The sequence below is a fragment of the Streptomyces sp. NPDC005492 genome, assembly GCF_040605995.1.
GTDB lineage: Bacteria > Actinomycetota > Actinomycetes > Streptomycetales > Streptomycetaceae > Streptomyces.
The window spans coordinates 75,974-93,656 of record NZ_JBEXDX010000037.1; the positions used below are offsets into that span (position 1 = coordinate 75,974).

Sequence of the window (17,683 nt, forward strand, 5' to 3'; positions counted from 1 at the left end):
GGTCAGCCCCGTCCGCCGGAGACCAGGCCCGTGATCAGGTCGACGAGCCCGTCCACGATGGCGTTCTCGGCGTGTCCGCGAGCGATCGGGCAGCCGTTGACGGAGTGCACCGGGCGGTCGAAGCGGGCGTCGTCGGGGAGGTAGCCGATGCGGTCGTTGGCGAGGGAGACCAGCAGGGTGCGGGCGAGCGGAGACTCGGCCTGGAGCCGCCGGTAGACCTCGGTGACGACCTCGCCGGACACCCCGGTCAGCGCCACGTCGTCCAGCGCGACCAGGGCCAGGCGCAGCGGCACGGTGTCGACGGCCTCCTGTCGCATGGTCTCCATGACCTCGTGTCCGGCCTTCACCGGGCAGTGGACCGTGCGCTGCCCGGCCCGGATCCGGACGTCGGAGGAGGTCTCGCCGATCCGGTCCGCCACTCGCAGCACCTCGGTGCCGACGATCAGCCCCTGGGCGTCCATCGCCGCGTAGGCACGGGCCCGTTGGCGCTCGGTAGGGGCGACCCCGAACGGCAGACCGAGATCGATCCGGGGTGCCTGGTCGCCGAGCGCGCCCGGCATCCACAGGGCCACCGCGTCGGTGCCGTGCTCCTCCCGCAGCGTGCGCTCGACATGGGCGCAGGCCGCTCCGGCCAGGTCCCCGCTGATCTCCCCGGTGCCGAACACCACGGTCGAGTGCACCGCGTAGGTGACCAGGACGGCGATCGGCTCGCCGTGCTCCGACTCGAACTTCAGCACCCAGACGGTCTTGTCGGAGGGGCCGTCCGGGTCGCGGCCCAGGGTCCAGCGGCCGTCGGCGTACTCCTCGCGGTTGACGTTGACGTCCGCGGTTCCGCTGCCCACACCGAAGCGGGCCGGGCGGGCGCCGGCCCGGGCCTCGTGGAGCGCGGCGACGACACGGTCGTAGACGATCTCGGTGTACGCGAACGACTCCGGGCCGCCCGCGTGTGCCAGCGCGCCCGGTGAGACGTCCGCGATCCGGGGGGCGTTGTGGGTGTGCGTCGCCGTGATCACCACATGGTCGGCCGGGATGCCGAGTTCCCGCTCGATGCGCTCGCGGAGCGGGGTGATGTCACCCGCCTCGATCAGGTCGAGCGAGACCAGGGCGACCTCGATCTCGCCGTCGTCCAGGTAGAGGGCGCGCAGGAACAGAGGGTCGTGCACACCGGAGAAGGACCCGGGCATCGGGTGCAGACCGGTCAGGTCCGCGGGGGTGATGTCGGTCCGGGTGACACCGGCCCGCAACCGGCCGGACGCCGGGGGCTCTTCGCGGGCGGTGACGGTCGCGGGGACGGTCAAGGGTTCTCCTTGAGCGGAGGGGCGGTTGTCCTGGTGGTCCTCCCGACGGAAGCCGCGCACATCGGGGAAGGGCGGTTCGCGGTCGGGCGGCAGGTCCATCTGGAAGGTGTTGAGGACCAGGGCCAGGGTCGTGAAGGTGCCGAGCGCGATCACCAGGTCGACCAGGCCCTGTTCGCCGAACTCCGCCAGCGCGGCGGCGTAGGTGTCGTCGTCGACGAAGTGGTCCGTCAGGGCCTGGGCCGCGAACCGGTGCAGGACCGCCTCGTCGGCGCGGCCGAACCCCGGGGGCTCGTCGCGTGCCAGCCGTTCCAGTGCCGCGGGGTCGACACCGGCCGCGACCGCCTTGCCGACGTGCGCCAGCCAGGAGTGCTGGGCGTCGAAGTGGCGCGCGACGATCAGGAGGGCCAGCTCGCGCAGCCGCTCCGGAAGGGCGGACTCCCGGGCGCAGTACGTGCTCAGCTCCTCCACCAGCTCGCCCGGGCGGGGGCTGCGCAGCAGCGCCTCGAACGGGCCGCGCACCGCGCCGCGGCGGTCCGTGATCGCCGCGCGCAGCCGGGCCTGCTCGGCGTTCATGCTGTCCGGCGGACTCAGGCGCATCAGCCGGTCACGCCCCCTTCGGTGAGGCCGCCCAGGACGCGCCGTTGCAGTACCGCGTAGACGAGGACGAGCGGCAGGCTGGTGAGGACGACATGGGCGAAGACGAGGTTCCAGCTCACGCCGTGCGTGGACGTCGACGCGAACTGATACAGCGTCAGCGGCAGCGTGGCCCGCTCCGAGCCGCGCAGCAGGAACAGCGCGAAGTAGAAGTCGTTCCACACCGAGATGATCAGCATCACCGCGCTGGTGAACAGCACCGGGGTGAGCATGGGCAGCACGATCCGCCAGTAGACCTGCCAGCGGTTCGCGCCGTCGATCTGCGCGGCCTCCTCGAAGTCGTGCGGCAGCGTCCGCACGAACCCGGTAGCCAGGAAGACCACCACCCCGAGCCGGGTCCCGGCGATCACCAGCATGTAGCCCAACTGCGTCCCGTTGATGCCGAGTCGGGTCAGCACGTAGATCGTCGGGACGATCGCGGGCGGCAGCACGATGGACAGCGCCGAGGTGTAGTACGCGAACCGCAGCGGCCGAGACCCGGACCGGGCGTACGACCAGGCCGCCATCGAACCCAGCAGCAGCACGGCCAGGATCGTCGGTACGGCCATCAGCGCGCTGTTGCGCAGTCCGAGGAAGTACGACCCCTGGTCGATCACCGTGCGGTAGTTGGCACCGCCGTTCCAGTGCTTCGGCCAGGCCAGCGACAGGACGCTGGAATCCCCCTCCGTCTTCAGGGAGTTGACGATCAGCAGCCAGAACGGCACGACGATCCAGGGGATCGCGAAGAGCGTCAGCAGCAGGTAACGCACCCCGGTGCGTACGGCGTTCGTGTTCACATCGGTACCTCTCGCCGGCGCAGCCAGCTCATCATCGGGACGGCCGTGAGGATCACCATCAGGGTCACGACGAAGCTCAGCGCGCTCGCCGTACCGAAGAAGCTCTGCCCGTACTGGGTGTAGACGGCGACGTTCAGCAGGGTCGTCGCATCGCCCGGGCCGCCGGCGGTCGTCGAGAAGACCACGTCGAGGGCGCTGAACGCGCCGACCAGCGAGACGGTGACATTGAAGGTGACGGCCGGCGCCAGCAGCGGCAGCTTGATCGACCAGAACCTTCGCCAGGCGCCCGCGCCGTCCAACGTCGCTGCCTGGAGGACCTGTTCGGGGATGCGGTTCAGACCGGCGATGTACACCAGCGTGACCAGCCCGCTCAGCTTCCACGCGTCGATGGAGGCGACGGTCAGCAGCGCCGAGGTGTCGTGCCCGAGCCAGGCGTAGTGGAAGTCGCCCGGCAGCACCGCCGACAGGAACGCGTTCGCCGGTCCGCGGTCGTCCAGGACCGCCGCCCAGATGTAGCCGGCGGCCAGCGGCGAGATCAGCACGGGCACGAAGAACACCGACCGGAACACGGAGTTGATCCGGCTGGTCCGCTGCAGGGCGGTGGCGAGGACGAGACCTACACCGTTCTGCACCACCATCGCCGTGACCGCGTAGATCGCCGTCACCGTGATCGCGTGTCGGAGGAGACCGACCTGGTCGAGGAGTCGGAAGTTGCTCAGGCCCGTCCAGGTCAGGGTGGAGCTGTAGCCCGTCCACTGCACGAAGGCGAAGAACGCGTTGGCGACGAAGGGCAGGACGAAGAACACGAACACCAGGCAGATGGCGGGCAGGGCGAAGGCGTACTGGTAGGTCCTGCGCCGTGGATACGACAGGGAGCGGCCCGCGGGCCGGCGCTTGTCCAGCGGCCGGACCGCGATCGTGGCCTTGTTCGTCGTCATGTCACTGCTTCGCCGCGGCCGCGGCCTGCTGGTAGAACGCCTGCATCTTGTCGGCCACCTGCTGCGGCGACTCCTGGTCGGCCAGCAGCTTGGAGGACTCGGGCCCGAAGTTGCCGAAACCGGGGATCTCGGAGTTGAAGGAGAGGGTCGCTCCCTGGTCGTACGCCTTCTTCACGTCCTGGAGGAGGCCCTGCAACGCGGGGGTCGTGGTGCCGGAGAGGGTGGGGATGATCTTCGCCTCCTTGATGTAGTCGGCGTATCCGGTGCCGGTCGCGAACTCGATGAAGTCGACCGCCGCCCGTTCCTTCTCGGAGTCGCCGGTGCTCGGGACGTAGTAGGTGCCGAGCGGGCTGGGGGCGTAGGTGGCCACCGCCTTGGTCGCCGAGACCCCGACGAATCCCACCGCCGCGTCGACCTTGGCGGTGTCGCCGTTCGCGTCGGAGTTCAGCAGGCCGATGCTGTCGGAGTTCTGCGCCACCATCGCGGCCTTGCCGTCGAGGACCGCCTTCATCTGGTCCTCCCATTTGGCCGTGGTGCGGTCGGAGTTGAAGCAGCCGGCCGTGCGCAGCTTGTCGTAGGCGGTCAGCGCGGCCACGAACGGGCCGTCCGCGTCGCTGAGTTTCGCCTTGCCGGTGAGGACCGACGTGTCGTACGCCTGGTTGTCGTTGGACTCGGCCAGGTAGTTGAAGGCGCTGAGGATCTGCGGGGGCCACTGGGAGCCGCCCGCCTCGAACAGCGGGGCTACGCCAGGTGTCTTGGCCTTGAGGACCTTGCAGTCGGCGGCCAAGTCGTCGTAAGTCTGCGGGGGTTGGAGTCCGGCCTTCGTGAAGACCTGCTTGTTGTAGAAGATTCCCGATATCGACAGGGCGCCGATGGTGGCCGCGTAGGTCTTGCCGCCCACGCTGCCGGAGACCTTGGCGAGGTCGCCCTCCTTCGCCACGAAGGCGAGCTTGCTGAGATCGAGCATGGTGCCGGAGGCGTTCAGCGAGAGCGCGTCGGTCCGGTTACCGTGCCACTCCAGGATGTCGGGGCGGGCCCCGGTCGCCCACTTGGTCTGCACGGTGCTGGGGAAGCTGTCGGCGGGGATGTCGACGAGCTTGATCGTGTTGCCGGACTTCTTCTCGTACGCCTTGTAGAGGCCGAGCAGCGCCTGCGAGTCGGCGGTGTTGTGCCACAGCGTGAGCGTCACGCCCTTCGGCGCCGCCCCCTCGGTGTTCGCGACCTTGCCCGACTGGACCGCGGTTCCGCCGCCCGAACAGGCGGACACCGCGGCCAGCCCGAAGGCGAGCGTCGCGGCGAGCAGCACTCCCTGTCGTCGTCCCCTGAAATTTCCCATGTCCCGTCCTCACATCGAGCGGCTCCTGTGGCGGGGCGTCACGTTAGAGCGCACTCGGCCGACTTCGGCCACCTGCGGAGTGAACGCTTAAGTTGCACGTTCGGCGGCCTTTGTCCTCGACCTTTGAATCCAACCCCGGTCGGGCTCCCGGCACAGGTACGGAAGTCGTACGCACGCCCCGGACGCGTGCGTGGGGCGCCACGGCGCTGTCAACCCGTACGACGTGCAATCTGAGGCTGCGCCGCGGACGCTGTGAGTCTGTGCGCCGGCTGTTGTGGGCGGAGGGGGCCGCGCGCAGCATGAGGCGACTCGTATCCGTTCATCCGATCATCCGTGAGCGGGCCAAGAGCAGGGCCGCGCCACGGGCGTACCCGGTTCGTCCTGTCGACAGGGAGACTTCATGAGTTTGCGGGACGTGCCTCAGCCGCCGCACACCGATGCCGGGCTCGGCCGCTCCGACGACGGCCGGCAGTCCGGTGCGTACGGCGTCCGGGCCGGTGACTGCCGTACAGGGTGAGGAGGCTTTCGGAAGCTGTCCGGCCCTCCTGGGGTGGGTCAGCCGGTCACCGGTCGCCATCCGCTTTCCCGAGTGGGATCGACGTCGCTGAGCCACACCAGCGTTCCGTCGATCAGGCCCGGCTTGTCCCGCGTGGCGAGGGCCGGGGTTTCCAGCATGTCGGCGGTCTCCTCCAAGTAGGTGACGAGTGTGTCGAGTTCGTCGCCCGGAGGTTCGTTGTAGCGGGACCAGGAGCCCAGGTAGCCGGTCGTGGTGTCCAGGTACAGGCCTGAGGTGCTGTCGGTCGGGCCCAGGGCGATCACCGGAATCCGGGTCGGCTTCCATACGGTGATCCGCTCCTCTTCGGGGCGGTCGGTGTTGAGGGCGTCCTGGTCGGACTGGGCGGTTGTCTTGAGGCGGTAGTGGGCGGCTACGGCGTCGAGGTTCATCAAGGCCATGTTGCCCGGAAGGCAGGCCCGGCCGTCGGCGCCGTCGTCGCCGGCGGTCAGCAACCACAGGGTGCGCAGTGCGACGGGTAGGGGGATGCCGAGGGCCGCTTCCAGGGTGGCGAGGGCGGCCGGGCGGGCGCCGGGTCGTAGAGCGGCGTAGGAGTCAGGGGCGTTGGACCGTAGCCAGGCGGTGATGCGGTGCCAGGCATCGGCGACCTCCCGGACCGTGACCGCGGCGGTGGCAGGGTCGTCCGGCTGGTCCTGTTCCTGGTCCTCTTCCTGTTCCTGCGTGGGGGGTTCCGCGGAGAGGTCCGCTCTCAGGAACCGGATTTCGACACGGTCCGGCTCGCGTACGTAACCGACTGACAGATTCGGGCAGTTCTCGAACATGTCGCCGTCCACCGTCACCGTCAGGACGCCGGGCAGCCCCGAGGGGCGGCCCAGGTCCGGGTCGGCGGCCAGCCGGGCGGCCACGGTCTTCAGGGCGTAGGGAACGCCTCCGCCGAGACGGGCGGCGAAGTCGCGTACGTCCGGCTGGATGTCGACCTTCACAGCGGGCGGATCAGCGCAGTCCGGCGAAGAGGTCGTTCTCGGGTACGGGCGCGCCAGTCGTGTCCTGGACCCGTACGAAGGTCTCCACGCCCATCAGCTCGCCGAACTTCTCCTTGCCCATCCTGAGGAAGAAGATGTTCTCGCCCTGGCTGGCGTGCGCGGCCAGGGAGTCGAACTTCTGGCCGCTGAACGCGGTGGTGTCCACCCACGTGGTGATCTCGTCGTCGGGGAGACCGATCTCGGCCATCGCGGCGGCCTCGGCGGGGTCCGGCTCCGGCATGTCCGGCTGGAACTCGCGCATGATCTCGCCGAACCGCCGCATCGCCGAGCGGGGAATCGTCGTCCAGTACACCTTCGGCGTCAGCTCGGTCATCTCCAGCGCCGCCATCGTGATGCGGTGGGCCTGGATGTGGTCGGGGTGGCCATAGAAGCCGTTCTCGTCGTAGGTGACGACCACATCGGGGCGGTAGTGCCGCATGAGGTCCGCGAGTCGAGCCGCGCCTTCCTCCACGGGGGTCCGCCAGAAGGATCCGGGGGCGTCGTTGCTCGGCCAGCCCATCATTCCGGAGTCGGCATAGTCGAGCATCTCCAGATCGCTGATCTTCAGGACCTCGCAGCTCGCTTCGAGTTCCTGCCGGCGCAGCAGCGCGACGGCCGCGGGATCGTGCCCGGGGTCGCCCGGCTTGACGCCTCCCGGTCCGTCACCGCAACCGCCGTCGGTACAGGTCACGAGCACCGTGCGGATGCCTTCCGCCGCGTACCGCGCGAGGACCCCTCCGGTTCCGGTGGCCTCGTCGTCGGGGTGGGCGTGCACTGCCATGAGCGTCAAGGGCCGGTCGGTCATGGGACAGTCCTCCTGCGGAGATGTGCGTGATATACGGCATATGCGAGATATGGGGAATGCGTCGCGGTCCGGACCGTGTCCGTCCCTCGGTCGGTGCAACGGTGCCGGACGGACCGACTGTTCCCGGCGCGCCGGAACGCATCAACAAGTCAATATTCCGACACCTTGACACTTCGGACCCTGCTGTACCCGCTGCCCCCTGCTACCCCGGTTCCTCCGAAGGCCTCGGCCAGCTCCCCAGAAGCTGGTCGTCCGTCATCGGTGACATGTGCGCCTCCGGCGACCGCTCCAGCCCGAACCCCACCATCAGCACCTCCGCGTACCGCCGCCAGGCCCCCGGAGCCACATCGTTCGTACGGTCGGCGACCGCGCCGATCATGTAGAGGAAGGCGTACACGTCCGCGCCGGCGAAGTCCTCGTGGACCGCGCCCGCCGTCACCGCTTGTGACGCCAGGCCGTCCACGAGGCGGCCCAGTTGGTCACGCATGCGGGCGATCGGGTCCGTGTCGACGCTCGCGTTGGCGAGGACGACCTCCAAGGCGCGGTCCTCCGCCCGTAGTTGGGCCGCGGACAGGAGGTATGTGCGTAGGGCCTGAGCCGGGTCCGGGTGTTCCGCGGCCGTGGTGGCCAGGTGCAGGAACACCGTGAAGCGTTCGGTGAACAGGGCGTCGACCAGGGCCTGGAGATCGGGGAAGCGCCGGTAGACCGTGCCGACGCCGAGGCCCGCCTCGCGTGCGATCTCGTTGAGGGGGACGGTGGCCCCGCGGTGTGCGAACAGGCGGTCGGCCGTCGTCATGATCAGGCGGCGGTTTCGTTCCGCGTCCGCGCGCAGGGGGCGTTGGCTGTCAGGGCTCACGCTGGGACATTCTCCGGCATCATCGCCTCGACGGGGCGGCGTACCTGCCTGACCAGGAGCGATACGGCCGTCACCAGGCTCCACAGCAGCCAGGAGTAGACCCCGCCCCGCTCGAAGATCCCGGCCGTGCTCGTCGAGACGCCCACGAGCGCCTCGCTGAGGAGGCCCAGGGCGCCCACCGCGATGCTGAACACGCGGTACGCGCCCGGCAGTTGGAGGCTCCGCAGTGATCCCGCGACGATCGCGATCGTGTTCGCGGACAGGATGCCGATCGCCGCACCCGTGACATGCGTCGTCAGGTTGTAGGGCGGCCCGTCGGGGGAGCCGTGGAAGAGGCCGACCAGGACGAACCCCACCGCGTGCGCGGCCGCCAGGGCGGTGACCGCGCGGCGCGCACGGCCGGTGAGCCGGGCGGTCGCCAGCAGGATCACACCGGTGGCGAACAGGACTCCCTGGACGATGAACGACGTGTTCATCAGTGCATGGCTCGGTGAGCAGATGGTCCGGCCCTGGTAGTGCGTGCCGCAGGCCGGGACGCCCAGGTCGCTGATGTAGTTCGTGGCGTAGTCGTAGGACGGGTGGGTCCAGGCGGCCGCGGTGACCGCCTCGGACACCACCCACTGCACCGCGTTCAGCACCAGGACGGCCGCCCCCAGCAGCAGCCGGTTCTCGCGTGACATCGGAACTCCTCTCGACAGGTCGTGCTCGCCACCCTACAGTAAGTGGATAGGTCTATCCGGTTAGTCGGTTGTGTCGGTGTGATGGGCGTCACATCGCGAAGTCCGAACTTCGAGAGGCGCCGTGCATCTAGTCGGCGTCCACTCCATTCCACCGAGGAAACAATCAATGCTGGGTTATCTGCGCGGATTCGTCCCCTGGATCGTCGCCGGTGTCATCTCGTCCTTCGACTGGCGCTGGGGCGCCCTCGGAGGTCTTGTCTCGGGGCTGCTGCTCATGCTGCAGGACCGTCGTCGCGGGGTCGGCTTCGATGCACTGATCCTGGAGATCAGCACCGTCGCGTACTTCGTGGTGATCGGTGCCGTCGCCGTCGCCAGGCCGCACGCGTCGCTGGCCGACCACACCGACGTCGTCTCCTTCGTCTGGCTGGGTGCCACCGCGTGGGGGAGCCTGCTGGTCAGGAGCCCCTTCACGCTGGGCATCGCCAAGCGGCAGACGCCTCCCGAGTACTGGGACATGCCGGAGTTCGTCCAGGTCAACAACTACATCACCAGCGCCTGGGGAGCCGGCTTCACCTTCATCGCCGTAAGCCTGGCCGTCTCCGGGGCGGTGGACGCCCCGGCCTGGGTGGGCATCGCCGCCCATGTCGCCGGTCTCGTCGGCCCCGCGGTCTTCACCAAGGTCTATCCCGCCCGGGCCCAGGCGCGGCTCATGGCGCAGGCCCAGGATCAGCCGCCGGTGCGGTCCGTTCCGTAGGCGCGGGGGCTGCCAACTGGCGTATCCGGCCCCCGACTTACTCGACTTACCTGCCTCTCGGCACCAAACACCCACCCCACAGAAGGAGTTGGCATCGTGAGCACCACACAGGAAACCGGCGCGGCGAGAAACGTCGTTCTCGTGCACGGCGGATTCGTCGACGGTTCGGGCTGGCGGGGCGTCTACGACGCGCTCCGCGCCGACGGATTCAACGTCAGCGTCGTCCAGAACCCCACGCTCTCCCTCGAAGGCGACGTCGCCACCACCCGGCGGGTCCTCGACGCCCAGGACGGCCCGACCGTACTCGTCGGACACTCCTACGGCGGCGCGGTGATCTCCGAAGCCGGCACCCACCCGAACGTGTCCACGCTCGTGTACATCACGGCGTTCGCGCCCGACAAGGGCGAGTCGGTGAACACCCTCATCGCCGACCCGCCGCCCGGCGCACCCGTTCCGCCGATCCTGCCGCCCGTCGACGGGTTCCTCTTCCTCGACCGGGAGAAGTTCGCCGCGTCCTTCGCCGGTGATCTGACCGCCGCCGACGCCCAGTTCCTCGCGGACTCCCAAGTCCCCTGGGGACTGGACGCGTTGGGCGGTGCGATCAGCGAACCCGCCTGGCGCTCGAAGCCCAGCTTCTATCTGATCGCCACCGACGACCGCATGATCCCGCCGCCCGCCCAGCGCTTCATGGCCGAGCGGGCCGGCGCGACGGTGGCCGAGACCGGCGGCAGCCACGCCGTGTATGTGTCCAAGCCCGCCGAGGTCGCCGCGTTCATCGGGAAGGCGGCGTCCGGCACCACCGCGTGAGGTTGCTCCGCCGACAGGCGCGGCGGCGGACCCGCCCGTGCGGTGTCCGCCGTCGTGGCCAACTACAGGCCGGAACAAGGCGGTTCGGGGCCACCGGCCTCGCAAGCGTGGTCAAGCCGTCCCCCCTCCTCTTCCTCGACAAGGAAAGCAGCATGACCAACGAGACATCCGTCCCCCCGTATCTCCGGGGCCGCTACGCCCCGGTCCCCGAGGAGTACACCGCCGCCGAGCTCACCGTGCGGGGCTCCCTGCCGCCCGAGTTGGACGGCCGGTATCTGCGCAACGGCCCCAACCCGCTGCCCGGAGAGGACAAGGGGCACTGGTTCACCGGACCCGGCATGCTCCACGGCATACGGCTGCGGGCCGGGCGCGCCGAGTGGTACCGCAACAGGTGGGTCCGTACAAGGGAGTTGGAGGGTCACCCGTTCGTCCGCGCGGACGGCGGCATCGACCTGGCCGTCACGCCCGCCAACACCCATGTGATCCGGCACGCCGACACCGTCCTCGCCCTGTGCGAGGTGGGCCTTCCCTACTGGGTCACCCCGGAGTTGGAGACCGTAGGGCCGTACGACTTCGGTGGGAAGCTGACCACCGCGATGACCGCGCATCCCAAGGAGGACCCGGTCACCGGTGAACTGCACCTGTTCGGGACGGGGTTCGCGCCGCCCTATCTGACCTATCACCGGGTGACTTCGGCGGGCGAGCTGCTCGACAGCCGGCCCATCGATGTGCCGGGGCCGACGATGATGCACGACTTCGCCATCACCGAGCACCACATCGTGTGGATGGACCTGCCCGTCGTCTTCGATCCCGTCCTCGCCGGGCGCGGCGGCATGCCCTACCGGTGGGCGGAGGCGTACGGCGCCAGGATCGGGATCATGTCGCGGGCACCCGGGTCCACCGCAGTGCGCTGGTTCGACGTCGATCCCTGCTACGTCTTCCATGTGGGCAACGCCTATGAGGACTCCCGGGGGCGGGTCGTGCTGGACGCGGTGCGCTACGACGACGCCGGTTTCCGGAAGGTGTGGGGCGACATCGGCGGACCCACCGGACCGGGCGTCCCGATCGGGACGGCCGAGGAACCGGGGCACTCCCAGCCCGCCTCCGTCCTGTACCGGTGGATCCTGGACCCGGCCGCCGGCCGTGTCTTCGAGTCCCAACTGGACGACCGCGAGGCCGAGTTCCCCACCCACAACGAGACCCTCACCGGGCGCCCGAACCGCTACCTCTACACCGTCAACGGCGACGGCATCGCCAAGCACGACCTCGCGCGCGAGACCGGTGACGTCCACAAGACGCCCGGCAGTCGCTACTCCGGCGAGGCGGTCTTCGTGCCGGCGGCGGACGCCACCGGCGAGGACGAGGGCTGGCTCCTGTCGATCGTCTCGGACGACGGCGGCGCGGCGGGCGAGTTGCTCGTCCTCGACGCCTCGGACCTCTCCCTGCAGGCGGTCGTGGAGCTGCCGTATCCGGTCCCGTCCGGCTTCCACGGCAGTTGGCTGCCCGAGCCAGAGCCCGCCGAACAGGCCTGATACGGCCGAGGGGGTCCACGGGGAGCCGTAGCGGCGTATCTTCCTCGACAAGGGTCCCCTCGGCCCGACACGCGGGGGCCATCCCGTGTTCACCGTCGGGTGCGAGAAGTGGGACCTCGACAGCACGGCCCGGCCTCCTCGAGCGGCCCACGGTCCGTGCCGCGTCCTGCATGGAGGCTTTCGGCGCATGGTGTCCCTCGACCACCCCACGGATCTTGGCCGTCCCACCGACCATCCCTCGGACGAGGAACTCACCCTCAGGGCCCAGGCCGGCGAGGCCGGCGCCCTGGGGACACTGCTGACGCGCCATCAGGCGCCCATGCGAGCCGTCGCGTTGAGCCTGCTCGGCTACGGCCCCGATGCCGAGGACGCGGTGCAGGACGCCGCGCTGACCGCGCTGCGCCGCATCGGTGACGTACGGGAGCCCGCGGCTGTCGGGGCATGGCTGCGGGCGATCGTGCGGAACGCCTGCCGGATGCGGTTGCGGGCCAACCGGGAGACGCCCGGTCTGGACGGGTTGGAGCAGGCGTATCCGCGGGACGTCGGGCCGTCGCATCCCGAGCGGCTGATCGAGCAGCACGCGATGCGGGACTGGATCTGGGACGCGGTGGAGGAACTGCCGCAGCAGCAGCGGCTGGTGCTGATGCTGCGGCACTTCAGCGGGATCACCTCGTACCAGGAGATCGCCGAGGCCTGCGAGGTGCCGGTCGGCACCGTGCGCAGCAGGCTCAACCAGGCCCGGGCGAAGCTCGCCAAGGTCCTGCTGTCGACCGAGGCCGAGGGCCACGACGACGCCTCCGCGCTCACCGAGGACAGCCGGGCGGAGGCCGAGCTCACGCTGGCCGGTGCCATGCGCGGCCAACTGCCCGGTGAGATCCTGGAGTTGTGGCCGGCGGAGACCGAACTGGTTGGCGTCCTCAACAAGGAGGGCGAGCGCCGCCACCCCTTCCCGGCGATGCGGAAGACCCGGGACAAGGGCGTGACCCAGCACCTGCGCCATGTCGTGGCCAGCCGGGACATCGCCATCTGGGAGATGGAGGCCATCACCCCGGCCGGCGTCCCCAACCCCTGCCCGCCCGCCCTCGCCTGGCTGATGTTCCGGAGCGAGCGACGGGTGCAGCGGCTTCGGGTGGTCTTCCCGGGGGCGTCTGCTGCGGCCCGATGATCGCGCTCACCCCGCCAGATGAGCCGTGAAGAAGCCGTCCAACTTCTCCACGGCGGGCGTGACGAACTCGTCCTTGTCATAGAGATCGACATGCGTGGCACCCTCGATCCACGCCAACTCCTTTGCCCCGTACGCCTTCTGGAACGCCGCCACGCTCATCCAGGACGTCACCGCCGCGCGCCCGGCGATCAGCAGCAGCGGACGCGGGGCGAGCAGGGAGAGGGACGCGAACGCGTCGAAGCCGGCGATACGGTCGACGCTCGTCCAGGTCAGCGAGGTGGCCGAACGGGGGTGCCGGGCGCGCGGAGTGCGGTAGTACTCCCAGCCCTCGTGGACGTGCGGGCCGCCCGCGCGCGCCTCCTCCTCGCTCACGGGGAAGAGCGGGAAGCGCTGGACGTCCGCACCACGGGCCTCCGCGGTGCGGGCCGTCGAGGCGGCGGCCAGCAGGTCGGTCACGACGGCCGGGTCCTGGACGCCGTCCGCGCCCAGCCGGAACTGCCGCGAGATGTCCACGGCACTGACCGTGCCCACCGCCCGGATGCGCGGGTCGGTCGCGGCCGCCGCCAGGGCGTAGCCCCCGGAAGCGCAGATTCCGAGGGCTCCGATGCGGTCGGGGTCGACCTCGTCGCGGGTGAGGAGGAAGGAGACCGCGGCCTTCAGGTCCTCGACCCGCTGCGCCGGATCCTCCAGATCGCGCGGCTCGCCCTCGCTCTCGCCCTGGTGGGCGGCGTCGAAGGCGAGCGTGACGAACCCGCGCTCGGCCAGCCTGCGCGCGTACAGCCCGGCGGCCTGCTCCTTCACCCCGCTGCCGGGATGACCGACCACGATCGCCGGCCCGGGCGTCTGCCCGTCCGGGATGTAGAGATGGCCGGCGAGCTTCAGGCCGGCACTGGGAAAGACGACGTCGCTACGCATGGGAACGCACTCCAGTAGGAGAGGGGGAAGCCGGTCCACGGCCATGCCTCCACCGTCCGCCCACCCGGCCCGGCGCCGCCAGGGACGACTCTGCCTATGCGGATCCGTACCAGGCACGCGCGCGCAGGCCCGAGGACACTGGAACCATGGCAGCCCCTGAACCGTCCCCCTCAGGCAACGAACTGGGCGACTTCCTGCGCGCCCGCCGCGCGGAACGCGACCCGCAGCAGGCGGGCTTCCCCGACGACGGCCGGCTGCGGCGCGTGCCAGGTCTGCGCAGGGAGGAACTGGCCCACCTCGCCCACGTCAGCGTCGACTACATCGTCCGCCTCGAACAGGGACGCACCCGCCGGGTCTCCCGCGCCGTCCTGGACGCACTGGCCGACGCGCTCCACCTCGCCCCTGACGAGCGCGCCTACCTCTTCACCCTGGCCGAGGTCGCCCCCGCCCCCTCGGCCCGGCCCTTCGGCCGCCCCGAAGTCGCCCCGCGGCTACGGCAGTTGCTCGACACCATGTACGACGTCCCCGCGATGGTCCTCCACCGGGGCATGGACGTCCTCGCCTGGAACCGCGGGGCCACCGCGCTGCTCACCGACTTCGGCGCGCTGCCCCCGGCCGAGCGCAACCTGATCCGGCTCACCTTCCTCGACGCCCCCTTCCGGGCCCTGTACGCCGACTGGCCCCGGGCCGCCCGTGAGTGCGTCGCCGTCCTGCGCATGGAGGCGGGCCGCACCCCGCCCGATCCCGCGCTGAACGCCCTGATCGCCGAACTCGGCGCCCGCGACCCGGACTTCCGTACCTGGTGGGCCGACCATCAGGTACGGGGACCACGGCAGCTCACCAAGAGGTACGTCCATCCGGTCGCCGGTGAACTCACCCTCGACGTGCAGCAGTTCACCGTCGACACCCACCCCGAGCAACTCCTCGTCGCCTACACCGCCGCACCGGACTCGGCCTCCCACGAGGCCCTGCGGTTCCTGTTGCAGTGGGCGGACGGGCCCAGCGGCACGACGGTCAGTGGTGATCACCACCGCTGAGTTCCGCACCGCGAAATTCCGTACCCACGGCTGGGACCCAGGTTCGGATGCCAGGATGAGGCGCCATGACGGCAGGGTGGGGTGCGCGCACGGTACGGGCCGCGATGTTCGCGGCCGTCTGTGTGGTGCTCGCCGCTCTGGCACACGTCCTGATGTCCGGCCGCCATGTACCCGCGTGGGCACTGGCCGCCGGGCTGGCCGTGACCGGTGCCGCCGGCTGGACCCTGGCGGGCCGTGAACGCGGGCTCCCGCTGATCGTGACCCTCGTGGTCGCCACCCAGGCCGCCCTCCACTCGGCGTTCTCCCTCGCACAGCCTGCGACCGGGACGGCCTCGGGCCAGTCGGCAGCCATGGACATGGGGTCCAACGACATGGCTGCCATGCACATGAGTGCCACGGACTCCATGGATATGGCTCATATGTCGGCGGACCCCATCGGTGGAGGCACCTCCTCGCCCGGCATGCTCACCGCCCACCTCCTCGCCGCCCTGCTCTGCGGCCTGTGGCTGGCACACGGCGAACGGGCCGCGTTCCGTGTGCTGCGGGCCGTGGCCGGACGCCTGGCCGCTCCGCTACGACTGCTGCAGGCGCTGCCCGCTCCGCCGCACCGGCCACGGCTCCGTCCGCGCCGGCCCCGTTCCGACCGGGCGCCGCGGCTTCTCCTTCTCGTCCACGCGATCACCTCTCGGGGTCCGCCGCCGGGGACCGCTGTCGCCTGACGACAGCCGGTACCCCGGGGCCGTTCGAGCGCGCCCCGGGCCTCGGCCGTACCCCCGCACCGGTTCCGGTGGCGCGGGGCGGCCGGCTCCCCTTTCACGGATGACCGAGAAGGACTCCAGGTGATCACTCCTGCCCTGCCCGCCGCACCCGACGCGACAGAGACGAGCGACGAGTCGGTGACCAAGTGGGCGCTCGCCGCCCGTCACGGCGACTCCGCCGCCGTGGAACACCTCGTGCGCGCCCTGCACCGCGACGTCCTGCGCTATGTCGCCCACCTCTGCGCCGACCCGCAGGCGGTCGACGACCTCGCACAGGACACGTTCCTGAGGGCGCTCGGCAGCCTGCACCGCTTCGAGGGCCGCTCCTCGGCCCGTACCTGGCTGCTGTCCATAGCCCGCCGCGCGGTGATCGACAGCTACCGCCGCGCCGCCGCCCGCCCGCGCCTGTCCGACGTGGCGGACTGGCAGCTCGCCGTCGAACTGGCCCAGCCCCAGGGCCTGCCCGGCTTCGACGACGGCGTGGCGCTGCTCGACCTGCTGGCCGTGCTGCCGGAGGAACGCCGTGAGGCGTTCCTCCTCACCCAACTCCTCGGCCTGCCCTACGAGGAGGCGGCGGCGATCGCCGACTGCCCTGTGGGGACGGTCCGTTCACGGGTGGCCCGCGCCCGGGCCACCCTCGTCGACCTGCTGGCCGTGGCCGACGGGGGCGCCCCGCGCACTCTCCAGCACCAGCACCAGCACTAGGACCAGCGCTTCACCTGGCGCTCAGGTCCCACAGCTGGTCGGCCGTCCCGTGGTCGTGCCACTGGAGGACCTGAGCGCCGGAGGAGGTGCTCGTGTTAGTCACGCCGAGCAGCAGCCCGCTGCGCCGATACGGCGGTGGTCCGGCCCTGCGACGGCACCGTCGATGCCCGTCCGGGCCGGGGGAGTGGGAGTTCAGGAGGTCGGCAGCCAGACGCGCATGCTGCCGTCCTGTCGGTTGGCCCACGCGTAGTAGGGGATCGCGGTGAGTTCGACGGAGTCGCCGGCGGACGGGACGGTGGGCTCGGCAGCTCGGTAGGGCCACCAACTCCCGTCGTCCGCACGGCGCCTGCGGTGTCCGGCCGCGACGACGGTGGTGACACCGCCGAGCAGGTCCGGGCGGTGTTTCACGGCGAGCGGACGCGTGGGGTCGAGGACGAGGTCGTCGAGTCCGCCGCCGGGGACGTCCACTTGCTCCAGGCAGTACACGAGCGGACCGCGCTCGATCGCCGCACAGCCGCGCACGGCGTCCACACGCGGGTCGGCTGCCGTCAGCCGGGGTTCGAGCGCCAGCTCAAGCACCACCGAGTCGCCCGGCGCCCAGGTCCGTTCGAGCCGCAGCCAGCCGTCGGAGACGGGCGCGTCCGTCTGGTCGTAGGACAACTCCCCGACCCGCACCCGGAATTCGCGGCACCACTGCGGGATGCGCAGGGACAGGGTCCACGGCCGGTCGGGGGAGTCCTCGACCGTGAGGGCGATCCTGCCGTGCCACGGGTAGTCGGTCTCGGCGCGCACGGACATCGCGCCGTACGCATAGCGGCCGGTGGTGAACTGGTGGATCTGCAGGCCCTGTTCGTCGCCCGAGGACAGATAGTGCTCCAGGGAAGCGAGCAGGCGCATGACGTTCGGTGGGCAGCAGGCGCAGCGGAACCAGCGGGTGCGGCGGGCCGACTGGTCGCCGCCGGTGTCGGTGTGGCCGTCGCGGACCTGGAGCGGGTTGACGTACAGCCAGCGCTCGCCGTCGAGGGACACACCGGCCAGGAAGCCGTTGTACAGGGTGCGTTCGATCAGGTCGGAGTAGCGGGTCTCGCCGGTGAGCAGGGCCATGCGCCAGCTCCACTGGACCGAGGCGAT

The 17,683-nt window shown here is 70.5% G+C and carries 17 protein-coding genes; 7 read left to right on the forward strand and 10 right to left on the reverse strand.

What is annotated here, in order from left to right; all coding sequences use genetic code 11:
• Nucleotides 1-2: 2 nt before the first annotated feature.
• The 8 genes from ABZT04_RS35005 to ABZT04_RS35040 form a co-directional block, all read right to left on the reverse strand.
• Nucleotides 3-1,895: a neutral/alkaline non-lysosomal ceramidase N-terminal domain-containing protein gene (locus ABZT04_RS35005; RefSeq protein WP_356061458.1), complete on the reverse strand. Its 1,893-nt coding sequence runs from the start codon at nt 1,893-1,895 to the stop codon at nt 3-5.
• Entirely contained in the window at nt 1,895-2,728 is an 834-nt protein-coding gene (locus tag ABZT04_RS35010; RefSeq protein WP_356061461.1) for a carbohydrate ABC transporter permease, read from the reverse strand. Before ABZT04_RS35010 ends, ABZT04_RS35005 begins: the two co-directional genes overlap by 1 nt.
• A complete protein-coding gene (locus ABZT04_RS35015) occupies nt 2,725-3,666 on the reverse strand; it encodes a sugar ABC transporter permease (protein ID WP_356061463.1) in 942 nt (313 codons plus the stop codon). Before ABZT04_RS35015 ends, ABZT04_RS35010 begins: the two co-directional genes overlap by 4 nt.
• Nucleotide 3,667: 1 nt before the next feature.
• The gene (locus ABZT04_RS35020; RefSeq protein ID WP_356061466.1) at nt 3,668-5,002 is read right to left on the reverse strand and encodes an extracellular solute-binding protein; all 1,335 of its coding nucleotides are present in this window, start codon (nt 5,000-5,002) and stop codon (nt 3,668-3,670) included.
• A gap of 555 nt (nt 5,003-5,557) precedes the next feature.
• Nucleotides 5,558-6,499, reverse strand: coding sequence for a hypothetical protein (locus tag ABZT04_RS35025; protein ID WP_356061468.1), 942 nt, complete (start codon nt 6,497-6,499; stop codon nt 5,558-5,560).
• 10 nt (nt 6,500-6,509) lie between these two features.
• Nucleotides 6,510-7,343: a PIG-L family deacetylase gene (locus tag ABZT04_RS35030; protein ID WP_356061471.1), complete on the reverse strand. Its 834-nt coding sequence runs from the start codon at nt 7,341-7,343 to the stop codon at nt 6,510-6,512.
• Nucleotides 7,344-7,545: 202 nt separating this feature from the next.
• Nucleotides 7,546-8,199 carry a helix-turn-helix domain-containing protein gene (locus tag ABZT04_RS35035; protein WP_356061474.1) on the reverse strand — a complete coding sequence of 218 codons (654 nt, stop codon included), beginning with the start codon at nt 8,197-8,199 and terminating at the stop codon, nt 7,546-7,548.
• Nucleotides 8,196-8,879 (reverse strand): DUF998 domain-containing protein, encoded by a 684-nt coding sequence (locus tag ABZT04_RS35040; protein WP_356061477.1) that lies wholly within the window; start codon nt 8,877-8,879, stop codon nt 8,196-8,198. The genes ABZT04_RS35035 and ABZT04_RS35040 overlap by 4 nt, the downstream gene beginning before the upstream one ends.
• 166 nt (nt 8,880-9,045) lie before the next feature.
• Between ABZT04_RS35040 and ABZT04_RS35045 the strand changes: the two genes are divergently transcribed.
• The 4 genes from ABZT04_RS35045 to ABZT04_RS35060 all read left to right on the forward strand — a co-directional run bounded on the left by ABZT04_RS35045 (nt 9,046) and on the right by ABZT04_RS35060 (nt 13,137).
• Nucleotides 9,046-9,633: a hypothetical protein gene (locus tag ABZT04_RS35045; RefSeq protein WP_356061479.1), complete on the forward strand. Its 588-nt coding sequence runs from the start codon at nt 9,046-9,048 to the stop codon at nt 9,631-9,633.
• A 96-nt stretch (nt 9,634-9,729) separates the two neighbouring features.
• On the forward strand, nt 9,730-10,440 hold the full coding sequence (locus ABZT04_RS35050; RefSeq protein WP_356061482.1) for an alpha/beta hydrolase: 711 nt from the start codon (nt 9,730-9,732) through the stop codon (nt 10,438-10,440).
• Nucleotides 10,441-10,592: 152 nt separating this feature from the next.
• Nucleotides 10,593-11,972: a carotenoid oxygenase family protein gene (locus ABZT04_RS35055; protein WP_356061485.1), complete on the forward strand. Its 1,380-nt coding sequence runs from the start codon at nt 10,593-10,595 to the stop codon at nt 11,970-11,972.
• A 187-nt stretch (nt 11,973-12,159) separates the two neighbouring features.
• Entirely contained in the window at nt 12,160-13,137 is a 978-nt protein-coding gene (locus ABZT04_RS35060; RefSeq protein WP_356061488.1) for a sigma-70 family RNA polymerase sigma factor, read from the forward strand.
• A 6-nt stretch (nt 13,138-13,143) separates the two neighbouring features.
• Here the strand turns inward: ABZT04_RS35060 and ABZT04_RS35065 are convergent, their stop codons facing one another.
• The gene (locus tag ABZT04_RS35065) at nt 13,144-14,052 is read right to left on the reverse strand and encodes an alpha/beta hydrolase (protein WP_356061491.1); all 909 of its coding nucleotides are present in this window, start codon (nt 14,050-14,052) and stop codon (nt 13,144-13,146) included.
• 146 nt (nt 14,053-14,198) lie between these two features.
• Between ABZT04_RS35065 and ABZT04_RS35070 the strand changes: the two genes are divergently transcribed.
• From ABZT04_RS35070 to ABZT04_RS35080, 3 genes are all read left to right on the forward strand, one after another.
• A complete protein-coding gene (locus ABZT04_RS35070; protein WP_356061494.1) occupies nt 14,199-15,089 on the forward strand; it encodes a helix-turn-helix transcriptional regulator in 891 nt (296 codons plus the stop codon).
• Between the two features lie 65 nt (nt 15,090-15,154).
• Nucleotides 15,155-15,808, forward strand: a complete 654-nt coding sequence (locus ABZT04_RS35075; protein ID WP_356061497.1) for a hypothetical protein — start codon at nt 15,155-15,157, stop codon at nt 15,806-15,808.
• A 120-nt stretch (nt 15,809-15,928) separates the two neighbouring features.
• Complete coding sequence (locus ABZT04_RS35080; protein ID WP_356061500.1) at nt 15,929-16,552, forward strand: sigma-70 family RNA polymerase sigma factor; 624 nt, start codon at nt 15,929-15,931, stop codon at nt 16,550-16,552.
• A gap of 192 nt (nt 16,553-16,744) precedes the next feature.
• Here ABZT04_RS35080 and ABZT04_RS35085 read toward each other — a convergent pair.
• A partial coding sequence (locus ABZT04_RS35085) for a beta-L-arabinofuranosidase domain-containing protein (RefSeq protein WP_356061503.1) occupies nt 16,745-17,683 on the reverse strand: 939 nt, incomplete at its 5' end.